The sequence below is a fragment of the Streptomyces sp. NPDC057623 genome (genome assembly GCF_042800355.1).
Classification (GTDB): domain Bacteria; phylum Actinomycetota; class Actinomycetes; order Streptomycetales; family Streptomycetaceae; genus Streptomyces.
On sequence record NZ_JBHVGZ010000050.1, the window covers coordinates 1 to 16,233 of the forward strand.

Annotated in this window: 12 protein-coding genes; 5 read left to right on the top strand and 7 right to left on the bottom strand. The window is 68.1% G+C overall.

Translation table 11 applies throughout. The features are described 5' to 3' along the window. The first annotated feature begins 110 nt into the window (after nt 1-110). Entirely contained in the window at nt 111-845 is a 735-nt protein-coding gene (locus tag ACFU95_RS35435; RefSeq protein WP_383836747.1) for a maleylpyruvate isomerase family mycothiol-dependent enzyme, read from the top strand. A 153-nt stretch (nt 846-998) separates the two neighbouring features. Here the strand turns inward: ACFU95_RS35435 and ACFU95_RS35440 are convergent, their stop codons facing one another. The 7 genes from ACFU95_RS35440 to ACFU95_RS35470 form a co-directional block, all read right to left on the bottom strand. Beyond that, a complete protein-coding gene (locus tag ACFU95_RS35440; RefSeq protein WP_383836598.1) occupies nt 999-1,796 on the bottom strand; it encodes an aminotransferase class IV in 798 nt (265 codons plus the stop codon). 11 nt (nt 1,797-1,807) lie between these two features. After that, the gene (locus tag ACFU95_RS35445) at nt 1,808-2,884 is read right to left on the bottom strand and encodes a MupA/Atu3671 family FMN-dependent luciferase-like monooxygenase (RefSeq protein WP_383836601.1); all 1,077 of its coding nucleotides are present in this window, start codon (nt 2,882-2,884) and stop codon (nt 1,808-1,810) included. Between the two features lie 50 nt (nt 2,885-2,934). Continuing rightward, nucleotides 2,935-5,019 carry an aminodeoxychorismate synthase component I gene (pabB, locus tag ACFU95_RS35450; RefSeq protein WP_383836604.1) on the bottom strand — a complete coding sequence of 695 codons (2,085 nt, stop codon included), beginning with the start codon at nt 5,017-5,019 and terminating at the stop codon, nt 2,935-2,937. Beyond that, nucleotides 5,000-6,400 (bottom strand): class I adenylate-forming enzyme family protein, encoded by a 1,401-nt coding sequence (locus tag ACFU95_RS35455; RefSeq protein WP_383836607.1) that lies wholly within the window; start codon nt 6,398-6,400, stop codon nt 5,000-5,002. The genes pabB and ACFU95_RS35455 overlap by 20 nt, the downstream gene beginning before the upstream one ends. Further along, on the bottom strand, nt 6,400-6,654 hold the full coding sequence (locus ACFU95_RS35460; protein ID WP_383836610.1) for a hypothetical protein: 255 nt from the start codon (nt 6,652-6,654) through the stop codon (nt 6,400-6,402). Before ACFU95_RS35460 ends, ACFU95_RS35455 begins: the two co-directional genes overlap by 1 nt. Nucleotides 6,655-6,717: 63 nt before the next feature. After that, nucleotides 6,718-7,494 (bottom strand): ketosynthase, encoded by a 777-nt coding sequence (locus ACFU95_RS35465; RefSeq protein WP_383836613.1) that lies wholly within the window; start codon nt 7,492-7,494, stop codon nt 6,718-6,720. A 46-nt stretch (nt 7,495-7,540) separates the two neighbouring features. Then, a complete protein-coding gene (locus tag ACFU95_RS35470; RefSeq protein WP_383836616.1) occupies nt 7,541-8,701 on the bottom strand; it encodes a beta-ketoacyl-[acyl-carrier-protein] synthase family protein in 1,161 nt (386 codons plus the stop codon). Nucleotides 8,702-8,902: 201 nt separating this feature from the next. On the opposite strand from ACFU95_RS35470, the gene ACFU95_RS35475 reads away from it, so the two are divergent. From ACFU95_RS35475 to ACFU95_RS35490, 4 genes are all read left to right on the top strand, one after another. Continuing rightward, a complete protein-coding gene (locus ACFU95_RS35475) occupies nt 8,903-9,607 on the top strand; it encodes a 3-oxoacyl-ACP reductase family protein (RefSeq protein ID WP_383836750.1) in 705 nt (234 codons plus the stop codon). Nucleotides 9,608-10,130: 523 nt separating this feature from the next. After that, nucleotides 10,131-13,406 (top strand): amino acid adenylation domain-containing protein, encoded by a 3,276-nt coding sequence (locus tag ACFU95_RS35480; RefSeq protein ID WP_383836619.1) that lies wholly within the window; start codon nt 10,131-10,133, stop codon nt 13,404-13,406. A gap of 180 nt (nt 13,407-13,586) precedes the next feature. After that, nucleotides 13,587-14,633 (top strand): MupA/Atu3671 family FMN-dependent luciferase-like monooxygenase, encoded by a 1,047-nt coding sequence (locus tag ACFU95_RS35485; protein ID WP_383836622.1) that lies wholly within the window; start codon nt 13,587-13,589, stop codon nt 14,631-14,633. 512 nt (nt 14,634-15,145) lie between these two features. Further along, nucleotides 15,146-16,069, top strand: coding sequence for a phosphotransferase (locus ACFU95_RS35490; RefSeq protein WP_383836625.1), 924 nt, complete (start codon nt 15,146-15,148; stop codon nt 16,067-16,069). Nucleotides 16,070-16,233: the final 164 nt, after the last annotated feature.

Consider the following 16,233-nt stretch of genomic DNA (forward strand, 5'->3'; position numbering starts at 1 on the left):
CCGGTGGCCGTTCAACTATGCGGGCACCATCCCGATGCCGGAGCAAACCCCCGGATCAGGTCGAACCCGTACACCACTTCTCTGGACGCAACCGTCTTGAGTTTTCCACCCTGCTGCAACTGATCGACGAGCGGTCGGCCGCGTTCCGGAGTGCCGTTGCCGCCGCGCCCGGCCTTGACGCGCCGGTGCCGTCCTGCCCGGAGTGGACATTGTTCGATCTGGTGCAGCACCTGGGTACGGGCCAGCGCTGGTGGGCCGCGATCGTCGCCGCGGGCCCGGCTGAGGCTCCGCCGGCCAAGGACGCCGCGGAGGCGCCGCGCGAGCACGAGGCGCTGCTGGCCTGGTACGCCGAGTCGAACGAGCTGCTGCTGAGTGCGCTGCGCGAGGCCGGCCCGGAGCGCGAGTGCTGGGCGTGGTGGGCCGCCGGCGTGTCGCCGGCGAATGCCTGGGGCGTTGCCCGGCGCCGGGTGCATGAGGTGCTGGTGCACACCTACGACGCCCAGCTCGCCGCAGGCGCCGCGCAGCCGATGCCGGCGGACCTCGCGATCGACGGCGTGGCCGAGTTTCTCGACACCTGCAACTCCACCCCGGCGGCCTGGCCGCACGAGGCCGCCAGCATCCACTACCACGCCACCGAGGGCCGCTCCTGGCTCCTCGTGCTGGACGGCACCGGCGCCCGGCCCGCACCCCTCACGAACGACACCGCGCCCGCCTCCGCTTCGGCCACGGGCACGGCCGAGCAACTGCTTCTCTTCGTCTGGGGCCGCCTCACGCTGAGCGACCTGAAGATCGAGGGCGACCGGCAGGTGTTCGAGCAACTGATCGCCTGGGAGCCCGAGGAATAGCGCACTGCCGACTCAGCCGGGAAGGGGATATGGCTACGACCAGGCTTTCCGTCAGGTGCTCCAGAGACCGCCAGTCGTGGCACGGGTCTCCGCGCAGCAGTTCTTCGGCATGTTCGCCGCAGTCGGCGGTGGTTCGCCGCTCCCGCTCCTGCCTTACAGCCGCTCGCCCGGGATGGACAGGTACGTCTCGCGCAGCATGCTCAGGACCGGGTGCTCGACAGCCATGGGGGTGTCGTCGATGGCGGCGATCGCGCGGACGCCGATCGAGGTGTTGGTGGCGAAGGCGACCGGCATGGCCTTGGCCTCGTCGAGCGTGACGGGGGCGATCTTGTACTCGGTTCGCTGCTGGAGCAGCGCTGCGGTCACGCCGGGCAGCACCGGGCCCTCCGGCCAGACGACGGTGCCGTTCTCGTCGATGAAGGCCACGTTCCACGTTGCACCCTCGGACACATGGTTGTCGGGGCCGAAGAACAAGGCGTCATCGAAGCCCTTGAGCCGGGCCGTGCGGCGGGCATGCAACGCCCCGAACAGCCCGCAGTGCTTCACCTGCGGGAGATCTCGCTCGTACCGCACGCCCGACGCGGTCAGTGGTGGCGGGGGCAACGCGCCGGCGGCTCGCACGGTCACCATGATCTGCGGCCCGGTGGCGTCCTCGGGGTGCCCTATCTCAACTGAGGGATCGAAGTGGGTGATCCGGACGACGCAAGGCCCCGCCCGCCCCTCCAGGGCTTGGCCGACCAGGGCGCGGACGCGTTCGGTGTCCACCGTCGTGCCGAACACGATCCCGCTGTCCCGCACGAGTCGTTCCAGGTGCAGCGACAGGCCCCGGATCCGGTGATCGGCGTCGACGCGCAGGGACGTGAAGTGGCCGTACGACGTGAGCGCCAGGGGGAGCAGGTCTTCAGCTGTCGCGGGCCGCTCGGTCGTCGGTTGCCGGGATTCCAGCTGCATGCGGGGTCCCTTCACGCTCGCTGAGGGGTGTCTGAGCGAAGCCGCGCGAGTTCGGCGACGGTGTGCAGGACGATCTCTCGCGGAAGGCCGAAGTCCACCAGGCAGGCGATCTCGTCCGCTCCCGCGGCGTGCATCTGCCGCATCACCGCCAGTACTTCGGTCCGGTCCCCGATCAACGAGCGCCCGCGCAGATAGCGCTGGACGGCGAGGTCGAGGATCTTCTCCCGCACCGCCGCGTCGGCCTGCTTTTCCTGCTGGTTCAGGTAGGCCGCCAGGTAGGTGCGCAGAGGGCCTTCCGAACGACGCCTGACCTCGGCCCCGTCCGCTCCGATCACCGTGTGGGCCATCACGGCCACCCGGCCCCGGCCCTCGTGGTGCGCGGCATAGGCCTCACGGTACGCGGCGATCAGCTCGCCCAGGCGCTCCGGGGGGAACGCCCCGTAGCTGGTGAGCACGCCTGCCCCGGCCTCGCCGGCGTACACGAAGGTGTCCGGGTTGCTGGCCGCGGTGATCCAGTGCGGCAGGCTGGGCTGCACCGGCCGGGGATAGGTGCGCACCGAGTACTCGACGCCGTCCGGACCCGACCGGCTGATCTCATTGCCGCTCCACAGGTCCTGGATGATCCCCAGGTTCTGCCGTGCGCGGTCGGCACGCTCCGCGAACGCGTCGGGAGCCAGCACGAAGTCCCTGGGATTCCAGCCGGTGGCCGACGATATCTCCACGCGGCCCTGGGACAGGTTGTCCACGACGGCCCATTCCTCCGCCACCCGCAGCGGGTCGTGCAAGGGCAGGACCACACTGCCCGCGCGGATCCGGATCCTCTGGGTGCGTACCGCGAGCGCCGCCGCGATCACTGCGGGGTTGGGGTGTCCTCCGCCGAAGGGGGTGAAGTGCCGCTCGGGCACCCATACGAAGTCCAGGCCCACCTCATCCGCCGACACGGCCGCGTCCAGCATCAGGCGGTACGCGGCGGCGTCCTCCGGCTCCTCGGTACCTGTCGCCCCCTCCAGGGCGGAGAAGAAGTACAGGCCGACCGAGTGGTCCGTCGGCGCCGCGGCGGGTTCGCGGTCTGTGGCGTTGTGCCCCATGGTCAGGAAATCCCTCTCTTGTCGGACCGGACGCCGGCTGGTGGCCGGGATCATCGGTCGTTCCTCCCGGCCACGGGATCGCCTTCGCCCGTGGGGAACTCCATGCCGAAGAGGTTGAGCAAGGGTGCCGTCTTCACCGCGGTCTCCTCGAACTCGGCGTCGGCGTCGGAGAGCGTGGTGATGGCTCCTCCGGTTCCGAAGGAGACCTCGTTCTCGGTCATGATGATCGTCCTGATCACGACGCTGAGGTCCGCGGCTCCGGTGAGCGAGAAGTAGCCCAAGGCACCGGAGTAGATCCCGCGGGGACCCTCTTCGAGCCTGTCGATGATCTGCATGGTGCGGATCTTCGGCGCGCCCGTCATGGATCCGGGCGGGAAGGCCGCGCGTACGCAGTGCACAGCGCTGCGGTCCGGCCTCAGCTGCGCGTGCACCGTACTGACCAACTGGTGCACCGTCGCATAGCTTTCGACCTCGAAGAGCGGATCGACCCGCACGGAGTCGGCCTCGGCGCACTGGCTCAGATCGTGCCGGACCAGATCCACGATCATCAGGTTCTCAGCGCGGTCCTTGGGGTCGCCGGCGAGATCCCTGCGCAGCCGCTCATCTTCGGGGGCGGACGCTGACCGTGGCCGCGTGCCCTTGATCGGCTTGGATTCCACGGTCCCGTCGGCGCCGATGCGCAGAAACCGCTCAGGCGACGAACTGAGCACCGACAGCGGACCGAACCGGAGCAGGGCGCCGAAGGGTACGGGATTCTGGTGGCGCAGAAGCCGGTAGGCGGCCAAGGCACTGAACGTGCCGGTGCCGTGCAGCATGTTGGTCAGACAGATCTCGTAGGACTCACCCGCGTCGATCTGCTTGTGGCAGGCGCTGATCAACTCCAGGTAGCGCTGCTTGTCGTGCCGCAGGTTCGCTTCGCCGAGCGTGCCCGGCGATCCCGACGGCGTGGCCGTGTCCTCGATTGCGCCAGGCCCCGGTGCGGCCAGTTCCTCCAGGCTGCGCCGCGTCCGGTCGAACCACTCCGTCGCCGAAGCCGTGTCGCCGTTGTCCACCAGGGCCAGGAGATGGATCTCGCGCAGTTCGTGGTCGAACACGACGGCACGGTCGGCGAAGATCATTCCCGCGTCGGGGTGGGGTGAGTGGTGCGCCGGTTCCCCGCCGCACTCCGCCTTCAGCTCGTACCCCAGGTATCCCACCCACCCCAAGGCAAAGTCGAACGGCAGCTCGGGCACCTCTGCCCGGTGGGCGCGAAGGTCGTGATCGAGCCAGTCGAGGAATGGGCCCTCGATGACCTCTCGTCCGGCAGCCGAGGTGACGACGACGCACCGGCGGTCGACCTGCGCTTCGGCCATCCGGGCCAGCGGGCCGCCGGCGTCTCCCATGAAGGAGAACCGTCCTCTTTGCTCGCCGGTACGGCCGCTGTCGAGCCAGAAGGCGTGCCGGGCATCGGCGTACAGCGTGGCGAACGCCCGCTCGGCCGGCACCTCGAACGGAAGTCTCCGCACTGCCACGCGCCGACCAGGGCGGTGCCGCTGGACTCCGGTCCCGTGCGGAGGGCTCGTCTCATGGGTGAGACGCATGAAGTTGCGCAGAATGCGCCGCCCGTGACCCGTGCCGATCGACTCGGGGTGGAACTGCACTCCCCACAGCGGGCGGCTTCGGTGCCGGACCGCCATCAGTACCCCGTCCTCCGTCCACGCGATGGCCTCCAGTTCGTCGGGCAGGTCCGCCACCGCCAGGGAGTGGTAACGGACTGCGGCGAACGGCGAGGGCACACCTGCGAAGAGGACGTCCCCGGTGTGCGTCACCCGCGACTCACGGCCGTGGAAGATCTCGGGTGCCGGAACGACCCGGGCACCGTGGACGTGACATATCCCTTGGTGGCCGAGGCACACGCCCAGGACGGGAATCCGGGCCTGGCGAATGACATCCGCACAGATGCCGAAGTCCTCGGCCTCCGAAGGATTTCCCGGGCCTGGCGAGATGACGACGTTGTCGAAGTCATCAAGCATCGACAGGTCCCAGCCCGCTTCATCGTTCTTGATGACGGTCGGAGCGACTCCGTTCATCGTGCCTATGTAATGGGCGAGGTTATGGGTGAAGGAGTCGTAGTTGTCAATGATGAGTGTGCGCACCGGTTTCCTCTTGCCGTCGAAGGACCTCCCGATTGCGGATCACCTTTCCGTTCGCGTTGCGCGGCACCGCTCCGGAAAGCCGGAAGACCTTGGGAACCTTGAAGTCGGCGAGACGGGACCGGCACCAGTCCGCGATGTCGGCCGCGGTGAGCGCGGCGTCGCCGCCCACATACGCTTCGATGACGTCATCGAAGACGACCACGGCTTCCCGTACGTGGGAGTGCAGGAGCAGCGTCTGCTCGACTTCCGTCAAATCGACTTTCAGTCCGCCGATCGCGACCACGGAGTCGGCTCTGCCGCGATACGACAGAACTCCGTTCACCGGATCCCGGTCGCATCGGTCGAACGTCCGAAGCCATCCGTCGTGGAACCGGTCGGCCCGGTCCGACCAGAGGTACGGCGTGCGTTCCATCCGTACCCGGAGTTCTCCCGCTACGACATCCACGTCCATCCCGGCGGTCGGCCTGCCCAGGACGGGAGGTTCCGCGCCGGTGATGAGATCGGCCGCGATGATGCCGGTCTCGGTGGTGCCGTACACCGGGCTGATCGGCAGCCCGTACCGCTCGCGGAACTGGGTCCAGACCTTGAGGGGCAGCAGTTCACCGGCGGAGACCGCCAGGCGCAGTGACGGGACGGCGGCCGGAACGGAGCGTGCGAGCAGCGCGAAGTGCATGGGGACGCCGAAGATCGCGCTCGCTTCGGTCGCCCGTGTGGTCTCCACTATCGTCTCGGCGCGCATACGGGACGGAAACACCATCTGCGCTCCGGAGTTCAAACCATGCAGTACTCCTCCGACCAGGCCCATGGTGTGGATGACGGAGTTCAGCAGCAGGACGCGCTCCCCGGCTCCCGGCATGCCCTCCAGTGCGGCGTATCGCCTGAGTTCGGCCAGCAAGGCGGCGGAACTGCGGCCGATCACCTTCGGGTTCCCGGTGGAACCCGAACTCGCCTGGACGAGACAGACATCCGGCGCAGCAGGACGACCTGTCGCGCGACACTCCAGGGTGAACGGCACGTCCTCGACGAGATATCCGGTCAGCGGTGACCCGGGCTGTGCGGAGATCAGGTACTGGGGTTCGCAGATACGCAGTAACCGGTCGACTTCATAGCCCGTCGACCGGACGTCGATGAGCATGACCTGGGCCCCGCGGGTCCACGCGGCGAGCATGGCGTGCAGGAGAGTGAGACTGGGCGGCATGCACAAGGCGACGGAGGAACCGCTGCCGATCCCCGCGGCGGCCAGCCTCGCGGCCAGGAAGCCGACGTGTTCCCGTAGTTCCCTGTAGGTGACGGCGCGGTCGGCCAGAGCCCACACATCGTCGTCGTGCCGTCGTCCCAGAAAGGTCTCCCCCCACCAGGAGGGTGCGCCGATGACGGCCATCAGTCCTCCAGGGACACGCGATCGGGGAACTTCTTGGCCAGATATACGTGGAAGGCCCTGACCGACGTGAACGTGGGGAAATCCGAGTGTTCGGGTGTGATCTCGATGTCATGGCGCTCTTCCAGCAGGTGCTGGATCCAGACCAGTGAGAAAGAGTCGATCGTGATAGGGCTGTCGAGGTCGATGGCTACGGGTTCGTCCCGCATGCTCAGGCATTCAGTCACTATGCCCTTGACGTTCTCAAGAGTGATCATCTGGGTTTTCCCTATCTGACGGGTTGGGCCACACATGGTGAGTTGTGTCTGACGGGGCTCGGGTCACAGGGGGAGCTCGTAGGTGTGAGCCTCATGCCGCCTGGTGCCCGCATCGGCGCACAGCTCCATGAAGGTGCTGAGCCAGCCGAGCGGCCCCGCCGGCTCGCCGCCGGCCCCGCAGGGGGTCCCGGGGGGTGGCTCCGAGAGCGTGAGCCGTGCCCCTCCCGTGTCGGTCTCGATCCGGCGCAGCAGGAGGGCGGCCGCGGCGTCTTTGGCGGGCAGACGTGGCCCCCGGCCGTGTGCTGCGGCCAACTCGCTCACATGGCTGACCCGTTCGTTCGGCTTGGTCTCGGCCCCGATGACGAGTACCTGGTGCAGTTCCGGGTCGTCCAGTAGCGCGTCGGCGACCCTCAGCGCCTCTCCGGCCGGGTCAGGGACGGCCGAGATGCAGGTGAGCGGTCCCTGAATGCCGTAGAGCCGGGTCACATGACTGAGGATGGACGTACTGACCGACTGGAAGAACAGCACGGGGTTGGACGGTTTGCCCGCGACCACCGATTGGGTCGCCATGTCCAGCGTGACCGCGTCACCGTGCACGGTCGCAAGGACGATCGCGGTTGTGGCGCCGTACCGCCCGACGTGGTTGCCCGGGGCGCCCGCGGGCCCGAGACAGGCTGCCGCCACCGCGTGCACCAGCGGGCCGAACCGTGAGATCGCGAACCCCACGATCGGGGGAAGCTCCTTCGGAGCCGCTCCCGGCACGCCGGACGCCTCGTCTCCCCAGGGGGTCAGACAGGCGGCGTCGACGATGGCACGGTGCGACACAAGCGCTGACTGCATGTGATTCCTCTGCGGCTGTTGCCTTCACGGCGTGGCGGTAATGCCTTCAAAGGGACTGCGGAGCACCCAGTACGAGGGCCGCGTTGGCACCGCCGAAGGCGGCGTTGAGCGACAGCGCTCGGGACACCCTCGCGGGCCTCGCGGTGCCGGGGACGCAGTCGATGCGACACTCGGGGTCTGCTTCGAGGAAGCCCGCGGTGGGGGGCAGCAGCCCATCCGCGAGTGCCAGGAGCGTGATGACGGCCTCGACGGCTCCGGTCGCCTCCAGCATGTGGCCGGTGGTGCTCTTGGTGGAACTCACCGGGACCGTACCGGCCCGGTCACCGAACACCTGGCGCAGCGCCAGCGACTCGGCAGGGTCGTTGCGTGGTGTGCCCGTGCCGTGGGCATTGACGTAACCGATGTCATCGGCGGCTACGCCGGCCCGCCGGAGGGCGGCTTGGGCGGCGGCGGCGAGCCCGCGCCCCTGTGGGTGCGGCTGGACAGGGTGGTGGGCGTCCGCGGCGAGGCCCCACCCGAGAACACTGCCGTAGGAGACGGCGTTCCGTCGCCGGGCGTGCTCTGCGGACTCGAGTACGAGGATCGCGGCGCCGTCGCCGTGGAGCAGCCCCTTTCTGCCCAAGGAGAAGGGCCGCACCAGGGGCTCGATGGTGAGAGCCTGCCCTGAGTCGAATTTGGCGAAAACGTCTTCGTTGACCACATAGGCGCCTCCGCAGACCACGGAACGAGCCTTTCCGGTGCTGATGAGATGTGCTCCATAGGCGATCGCGTTGGTTGCCGCCACGCATGCGTTCACGAACGCCAACCTGGGCCGCCCGAGACGGAATTCGTCTCCGATTACCTCCGGTAACACTGCCGGTAGACTATACATCACACCGGCTTCTTCAGGCTGATTCCCCGTGGCGTGAGCCGCCCAGAAGTCAATGTTCGAAGCGTGATCTCCACTGGTGCCGAGTAAAACGGGCGCGTCTGCCCCGTCCTGGTCTGCTCTGGAAAGCGCTTCCTTGACACACTCGCGCAACACGGTTAATTGAGATAATTCTTCTTGCGGATACTCGGCGGCATACTGCGCGCGATATCGGGAGGGGTCGAACCGATTGACCTTCGCAAAGGCCGGCTCTCCGGAGAACACACCTTCCCTGAGCGCCTGGGCGCCAAACCCGAACGCCGTGAACACGCCGTACCCTGTGACGACAACCTCGTGCAAGCTGAGAACCTCCAGGTAGTAGGCCCACGGCTACCTCGACAGCAAGGTGGCAAGCGCTTGCACTGTAGACGGTCGCCTCAACTCGACGCCAGAGTTTCGAAACTTTCGCAACCGGTTGCTGCAACCGGTTGCCGTGTGGCGGGGTAACTGTAAGCATGTGGTTGGCCCATGACCGTCTGCGGTGACCTCGGAGGGTATTTCGTGCAGCGCTCGATCCTGGTGACCGGTGGCAGTAGAGGCATTGGCGCTGCTATTACCAGAGCGTTTCTTGAACAGGGAGACCGGGTTGCTGTAGCCCAGCGCGGATCCGAAGTTCCAGCGGGTGCACACGCGATCAAGTGCGACGTTTCCGATCCTCAACAGGTGGCCGCCGCATTCAAGGAGGCGCGCGAACTCCACGGCCCCATCGAGGTCTTGGTGAACAACGCGGGGATCGCCGACAACATGCTCCTCATGAGGATGTCAGACGAGCAGTTCTTCAGCGTCCTGGAGACCAATCTCGGTGGTTCCTTCTACACCACCCGGTGCGCATATCCAGACATGGTTCGAATGGGCCGGGGGCGGATCGTGTTCGTCTCCTCCGTAGCGGCCTTCCGTGGTTTCGAGGGCATGACCAACTACGCGGCGAGCAAGTCCGCTCTGGTCGGTCTCGCGAGGTCGCTGGCCAGGGAGGTCGGCCCTCGCAACGTCACGGTGAACGTCGTGGCCCCCGGACTGGTCGACACCGACCTGGCGAAGGACCTCCCCGAGCAGCGACGGCAGCAGATCATCAGCGAGACGGCCCTGCGCAGGTATGCCACTCCCGAGGAGGTGGCGTCGGCCGTCACCTGGCTCGCCTCGGAGGGCGCGGGCTTCGTCACGGGAGCGGTCATACCCGTGGACGGCGGTTTCGGGATGGGCAACTGAGGCGTGTTCGCCATGACCGTCGATGCCTGCCGGCGTCGCGTGGGGCGGGCGGCGGGCCGGCGCTTCCTGCCTCGTCTTCCGGGGAACGGCGCCTGGCAACTCCAGCCGTGCCGTCGCAGCAGCCGCCACACGCCCGACACGGGCGCACCCGACCGGTCCGTCCCCCCGCGACTCCGCCGCGACCTGCGCTGTGCCCGCCCCCTCGCGCGTACCGCGTGAAGACGTCGTACCGCAGAGATCATGACCCGTCACCACCGCCAGAACGACGCCAATTCAACTGAGCGGCGATGTCACTACAAGGCTCAAAGCAAGGCCATTGCTCCATGGCCGAAGAGCCAATAGGCAAGGTCCAGGCTCAGTAGAAGTCTTGGGTCGGTATTCCAGCGGGCGCGAGCTCACCCGGCACCGGGAGAAACGCATGGATATCTGTTCCCTCCAGCGACCTGTCTGAGACAACAAGGCATTGAAGGACGGGAAAGGGCAGTCGCGGGTGTGGGCGCCGAGAAGGCGAAAGGTGATGAGCATGGCCGAGAACCCGACCCCGGAGAGGCCGATAGCGGTGCTCGGCGGGAACTGTATGGCGCGTCCCACGCTGGTCCGGCAGCCACGTCCCGTGCTGATCCCCCTGTCGCCCGCCCAACGGCAACTCTGGATTCTCGACACTGTCGTGGGAGGTGCCGAACGCGCACCAGCGGCCTGCAACATCCCGTTGGCGCTGCGCCTGTCCGGTCGGCTCGACTTCACTGCCCTCCGGAGCGCACTCGGTGACGTGGTGACGCGGCACGAGGTACTGCGCACCGTCTTCCCCGGAGCGGTGTCCGCGACCACCTACCTCGCCCGCCAGGTCATCCTCAGCACCTTCAGGCCCGCGTTGCCAGTCACGGACATCTCACCTGAGGGACTGGACGAGGCGTTGGCGACCGAGGCGGCGCGCAGATTTGATCTGAAGGCCGAGCCGCCGATCCGCTGCCGTCTGTTCGTCGTCTCGCCGGACGAGCACGTGTTGCTGATGACGATCCATCACATCGCGATGGACCGCTGGTCCTGGGGGCCGCTGGCTGCGGATCTCTCACTGGCCTACACCGCACGGTCCCAAGGGCGAGAGCCCGGCTTTGAGCCGCTGGCCGCCCAGTTCGCCGACTATGTCCTGTGGCGCCAGCGCGTGATGGGCGACGATCGTGATGCCGGCAGCCCGGCGGGTTCGCAGCTCGCCTTCTGGCGGCGGGCGCTGGCCGGACTACCGGATCAGCTGGAACTCCCGACCGATCGGCCCCGCCCGGCCGAGGCGAGTCGGCGCCGCTCGACCGTTCCGATCCGGCTTGACGCCGCGCTCCATGCCCGGCTGACGCAACTGGCGCGATCCACCGACACAAGCTTGTTCATGGTGCTGCAGGCCGGACTCGCCGCGATGCTCACCCGCCTCGGCGCCGGGACCGACATCCCGCTGGGCTGCCAGGTGGCCGGCCGCGGCGACGTAGCCCTGGCGGATATGGTCGGCTGCTTTCTCAACACGCTGGTGCTGCGGACCGACACATCAGGCGACCCGGCATTCACTGAACTGCTCGACCGGGTCCGAATGAGCGATCTGGCGGCCTATGCCAACGCTGACCTGCCCTTTGACCGTGTGGTGGATGCTGTCCACCCGACGCGCTCCCTGGCCAGGCACCCGCTTTTCCAAATCATGCTGGTCCTGCAGAACGCCCCGGTACGGCAATTCACGCTGCCCGGAATCGAAGTCACCCAGCAATACGTCCACACTGCCGACGCCCGCTTCGACATGGTGATCGACTTTCGCAAGGAGCCCTGCGGCGACCTTGGCGGGGTCATCGAATACGCCGACGACCTGTACGACCAGGTCAGCGTCGAGCGCTTCGCGGCGCGGCTGGTTCGCCTGCTGCGCGCTTTCGCCGCGGATCCCAGCCTGCCCATCGGACGGCCGGCGCTGCTGGAACCAGCCGAATTCGAGCACATGGCGACCCAGTGGCACGGCACCGTTGTTGATGCGGAGCCGGTTCCTGTACATCGTCAGTTCGAAGCCCAGGCGCGACGGACGCCAGACGCCCTCGCGGTGGCCTTCCGCGACCGGGAACTCAGCTACGCCGAACTCGACGCGCGAGCAGACGACCTGGCCCGGCGGCTCACCGCGCAGGGTGTCGGCCCGGAAAGGCTGGTGGCGGTGTGCCTACCCCGATCCGAATGGCTGGTCGTCGCGTTGCTCGCGGTGCTCAAGGCCGGCGGTGCGTATCTACCGGTCGACCCGGACTACCCGCCGGATCGCATCGCCTTCATCCTGGACGATGCCGTCCCCGTGCTCGCGCTCGCCACGTCCGTGACGGCTGCCAGGTTCGCAGAGGGCAAGGTGCCGTGCCTGCTCCTGGACGCGGATCTGGCCGGTGACAAGCGGACCGGCGATGGGAAGGTGGCCGAGAGCGGCACGCTGACCCAGGTCCCGTCGGCGGCACCCGCCTACGTGATCTACACCTCCGGCTCCACCGGCCGCCCGAAGGGCGTCGTCGTCCCGCATTCGGCGATCGACAACCGGCTGCGCTGGATGCAGGCCGAGTACCAGCTCGCGCCGGGCGACCGCGTGCTGCAGAAGACGCCGTCCGGGTTCGACGTCTCGGTGTGGGAGTTCTTCTGGCCGCTTCGTGTCGGTGCCACCCTCGTCGTCGCCGACCCCGGCGGCCACCAGGACCCGGACTACCTGGCCCGTACGATCCGCGAACAGGACGTCACCACCTGTCATTTCGTGCCGTCGATGCTGCAGGTCTTCCTTGGCTCGCCGGACGCGGCCGACTGCGGTTCGGCGCTGCGCCGGGTGTTCAGCAGCGGCGAGGCGCTGCCGCGGGAGACGGCGGCGGAATTCAGCCGGGTACTGCCCGGCGCTGTACTGCACAACCTCTACGGCCCGACCGAGGCGGCGGTGGACGTCACGTACCACGAGTGCGTGCCCGGCGACACGGGGCCCGTACCCATCGGCCGCCCGATCTGGAACACTCAGCTGTACGTCCTTGACGCCGGTTTGCGGCCGCTGCCGAGTGGCGTCGTGGGGGAGCTCTACATAGCGGGCGCCGGCCTTGCTCGCGGTTACCTGAACCGTGCCGCACTGACCGCTGGACGCTTCGTGGCTGATCCATTCGGCCCGCCGGGTTCGCGGATGTACCGGACCGGCGACATGGCCCGCTGGCAGGCCGACGGCACCCTCGGCTACATCGGCCGGGCCGACCAGCAGGTGAAGCTCCGGGGTTTCCGTATCGAGCTCGGTGAGGTAGAGCACGCTCTGGCCACTCATGAGGGGGTCGCGCAGGCCGCCGTGGTCGTCCGCGAGGACCGTCCAGGAGACAGGCGGCTGGTCGGCTATGTGGTTCCCGCAGTCCCGGACGGGTCGGCCGCGGCACCTCTCGATCCAGTGGGCCTGCGGGCTTTCGCGGGAGAGATGCTCCCCGCCTACATGGTGCCCGGATCGATCGTTGTGCTGGATGCGCTTCCGCTGACCCCCAACGGCAAGCTGGACCGCGCGGCCATGCCCGCCCCGGAGCTGCCGGAGGCGACTTCCCGTCGGTCTCCCACTTCCGGGACCGAGGAACTCCTGTGCCGGCTGTTCGCGCAGGAGCTCGGCCTTGCCGACGTCGGCGCCGACGTCGGGTTCTTCGACCTCGGCGGGAACAGCATCGCTGCGATCCGGCTGGTCAGTGCCGCTCGCAAGGCTGGGTTGCGGCTGAAGGTGCGAGACGTCTTCGCGCACGAGAGCGCCGAGCGCCTCGCCCGTGCCGTCGCCGGTCGCTCCGGGGAACGGTGATCCGTGCCTCGTGGACGCGATGCGTTCCCAGGAGGTTCGGTCCGGGATGTCGCGTCGAGGCTGCGCAGCCGAGGAGGGGCGGTCATATGAATCTCCGGTCCCGCTTTCCGGTCACCCAAGCCATTTCCGGCATTTGTTTTGGCGATCACTGCGCAACAGGTTGATCACTGGAGGGTTATCGTGGATTTCAGTCTTTTCTACTTCGCTCACGACGGAGCCGGCGGAACCAGACGAATGCCTCACGAACTCCTACTCGAAGGAGCACGTTTCGCGGATCGGCATGGGTTCACGGCGGTGTGGATCCCGGAACGGCACTTCCATCCGTTCGGCGGGATCTATCCCAACCCCGCCCTGACCGGCACAGCGGTCGCGGGCATCACGGACCGGGTCGAGATCAGGGCGGGGAGTGTCGTTGGCCCGCTTCATGACCCGATCAGGATCGCGGAGGAGTGGGCGGTCGTCGACAACTTCTCCGAGGGTCGAGTGGCGTTGTCCTTCGGACCCGGCTGGCCCAGCCCCGGTTCCGTCCTGCCGCCAGAGGACTATTCCCAGCGCCGGGAAGCTCTCCCGCAGACGATCGATACCGTGCGGCGGTTGTGGCGCCAGGAGGAGTTCGAACTGGCAGACGGCACCGCCGAACCGGCGACCAAACGCATTTGCCCAGCCCCGGTGCGGCCCGAAGTGCCGGTCTGGCTCACGAGTGCGGGCAGCGCCGAGACCTTCCGGGCGGCCGGTGAGCTCGGAGCTGGGATTCTCACCCACCTGCTCTGCCACAGCCCGGAGGACCTCGCCAAGTGGATCACTGTCTATCGTGAGGCCTATACCGGGACAGGAGCGCCACGGGTGGCGCTCATGCTTCCCACCTTCCTCGGGCAGGATCGCGAGGTGGTACGGGAGACCGTCCGTGCTCCGTTCCTGCGCACCAAGGCGGGGGAGCTCCTGGCGGCGCCGGGTGACGTCGTCCCAGGGGTGGATCCAGATGACCTCGACCCGGAAGACCTGAACTTCGTCGTCGAACAGGCTTTCGATCGCTATTTCGAAACCGGCGGTCTCTTCGGTCAGGCGGACGTTGCCGCGCCGCTGGTGGACAGGCTCGCCGAGATCGGCGTCGACGAGGTGGCGTGCATGATCGACCTCGACGTGGAGGCCGGCGCCGTACTGGCCGGCCTTGGCCATCTGGCTACGCTCAAGGACGCATGGCAGACCTCGCGACCGGCCGCCCGATAGCCTTGACGGCAGACGATGCAGCAGTGCGCCTCGTGGTGCACCGGTGCGAGTCCCCGTCCGGGTGGGCATCGCAGCGCCCGGTAGCAGGCCCCAGCTCGTCGGAGAGACCCGTCTGTGCATGCCGTGCGTCACGGCCGAGACCGGAGGTGTAAGCGGACAGTGACGTTCTCCGGAGTGCGGCGGGAGTCCGATGAGGTCGTGGTACCGCTGATCGGCGTGCGACACAACGCGCCGGGAGGGAAGGGCCCTCGCGGGCTGTGGGCGGCTGCCAAGCAGTCGCGGGCAGGTACTTGCACGCCCGGTACGGTGCGAGTCGCTCACGGCGGAACTGATGAGAAGAAGAGGCACTGGAGAGCCGGACGCGGGTCACTGCCGCAAGTCCGGTTCAGTGCAGGGGCGTCGGAAAAGGGCCTGGTCACAGGCGCATCGCCGGCGGTCTACCCAACGCACGCACGGATTGAAAGGGGACGGAGGAAGCGGGCCCGCAAGGAGCACCGCACCTCCCACTGCCAATGACCGAGATCCAGACCGAGATCACCGCGGGTCTTATTCGCCACCTGCTGCGGGACCAGCATCCGGACCTGGCCGAGCTGTCCCTCCGCGAGGTGGACGGCGGCTGGGGCAACCAGATGTGGCGCCTCGGGGACGAGCTGGCCGTGCGGATCCAGCGGATGGACACCGACCCCGAACCCCAATTCAAAGAGCGCCGGTGGCTGCCGCTGCTCGCCCCACGCCTGCCGCTGCCGATTCCAGTCCCGGTGCGGAGTGGTGCGCCCTCCGAGCGTTTCCCCAAGGTCTGGACGGTCATGACGTGGGTGCCGGGCCTGCCGCTGGACCACGGGTCGATCACCCGCGGGGAGCACGCGGCCGACACTCTGGCGGCGTTCCTCCGGGCTCTGCATGTGGCAGCGCCCGCCGAGGCACCCGTTGATACGGGCCGCGCCGCGCACCCCAAGGACTGCACGGCCGGCTTCGACCAGTTCTTCGACTCCGTCGACGCCGACGCGATCGGCTCCGACGCGGCCGACGTCCGGGCCGTCTGGGACGACGCCGTCGCGGCCCCCGCGTGGGAGGGCCCGCCGGTGTGGGTGCACGGCGACCTGCATCCCGCGAACGTCGTCGTCGCGGACGGGACGCTGGCGGGCGTTGTCGACTTCGGTGAACTGTCCGCCGGCGACCCGGCGGCGGACCTGGCGGCCGCCTGGGTGCTGCTGCCGGCGGGCACGGCCGCACGCTTCTTCGCCGCGTACGCGGAGGTTGACGAGGCGACGGTCCGGCGCGCCCGCGGGCTTGCCGCGCTGAAGTGCCTCTTCCTGATGCTGATGGGCCAGAACGGCGACCGCGGCCTGCCCGGCGGCAAGCCGGCGTGGGGTCCGGTGGGACGGACGGCGCTCGACCGGGTCCTGAGTGAGCGTCTGACCCGATTCCACGAGTAGATCGGCGGCGCGCACATCGCGCCCGCGTGTCCGCGTCGGGGGGGGGGGGCGGCGGGGGGTCGCCCCCCCCGCAAAAGGGGTTGGTCCCTCCCCTCTAGAAAAAACCACACAACCAGCCCCCACCCAGTCCCTGCCCCTTTTTTTGTAAAAAGAAACACATCCCG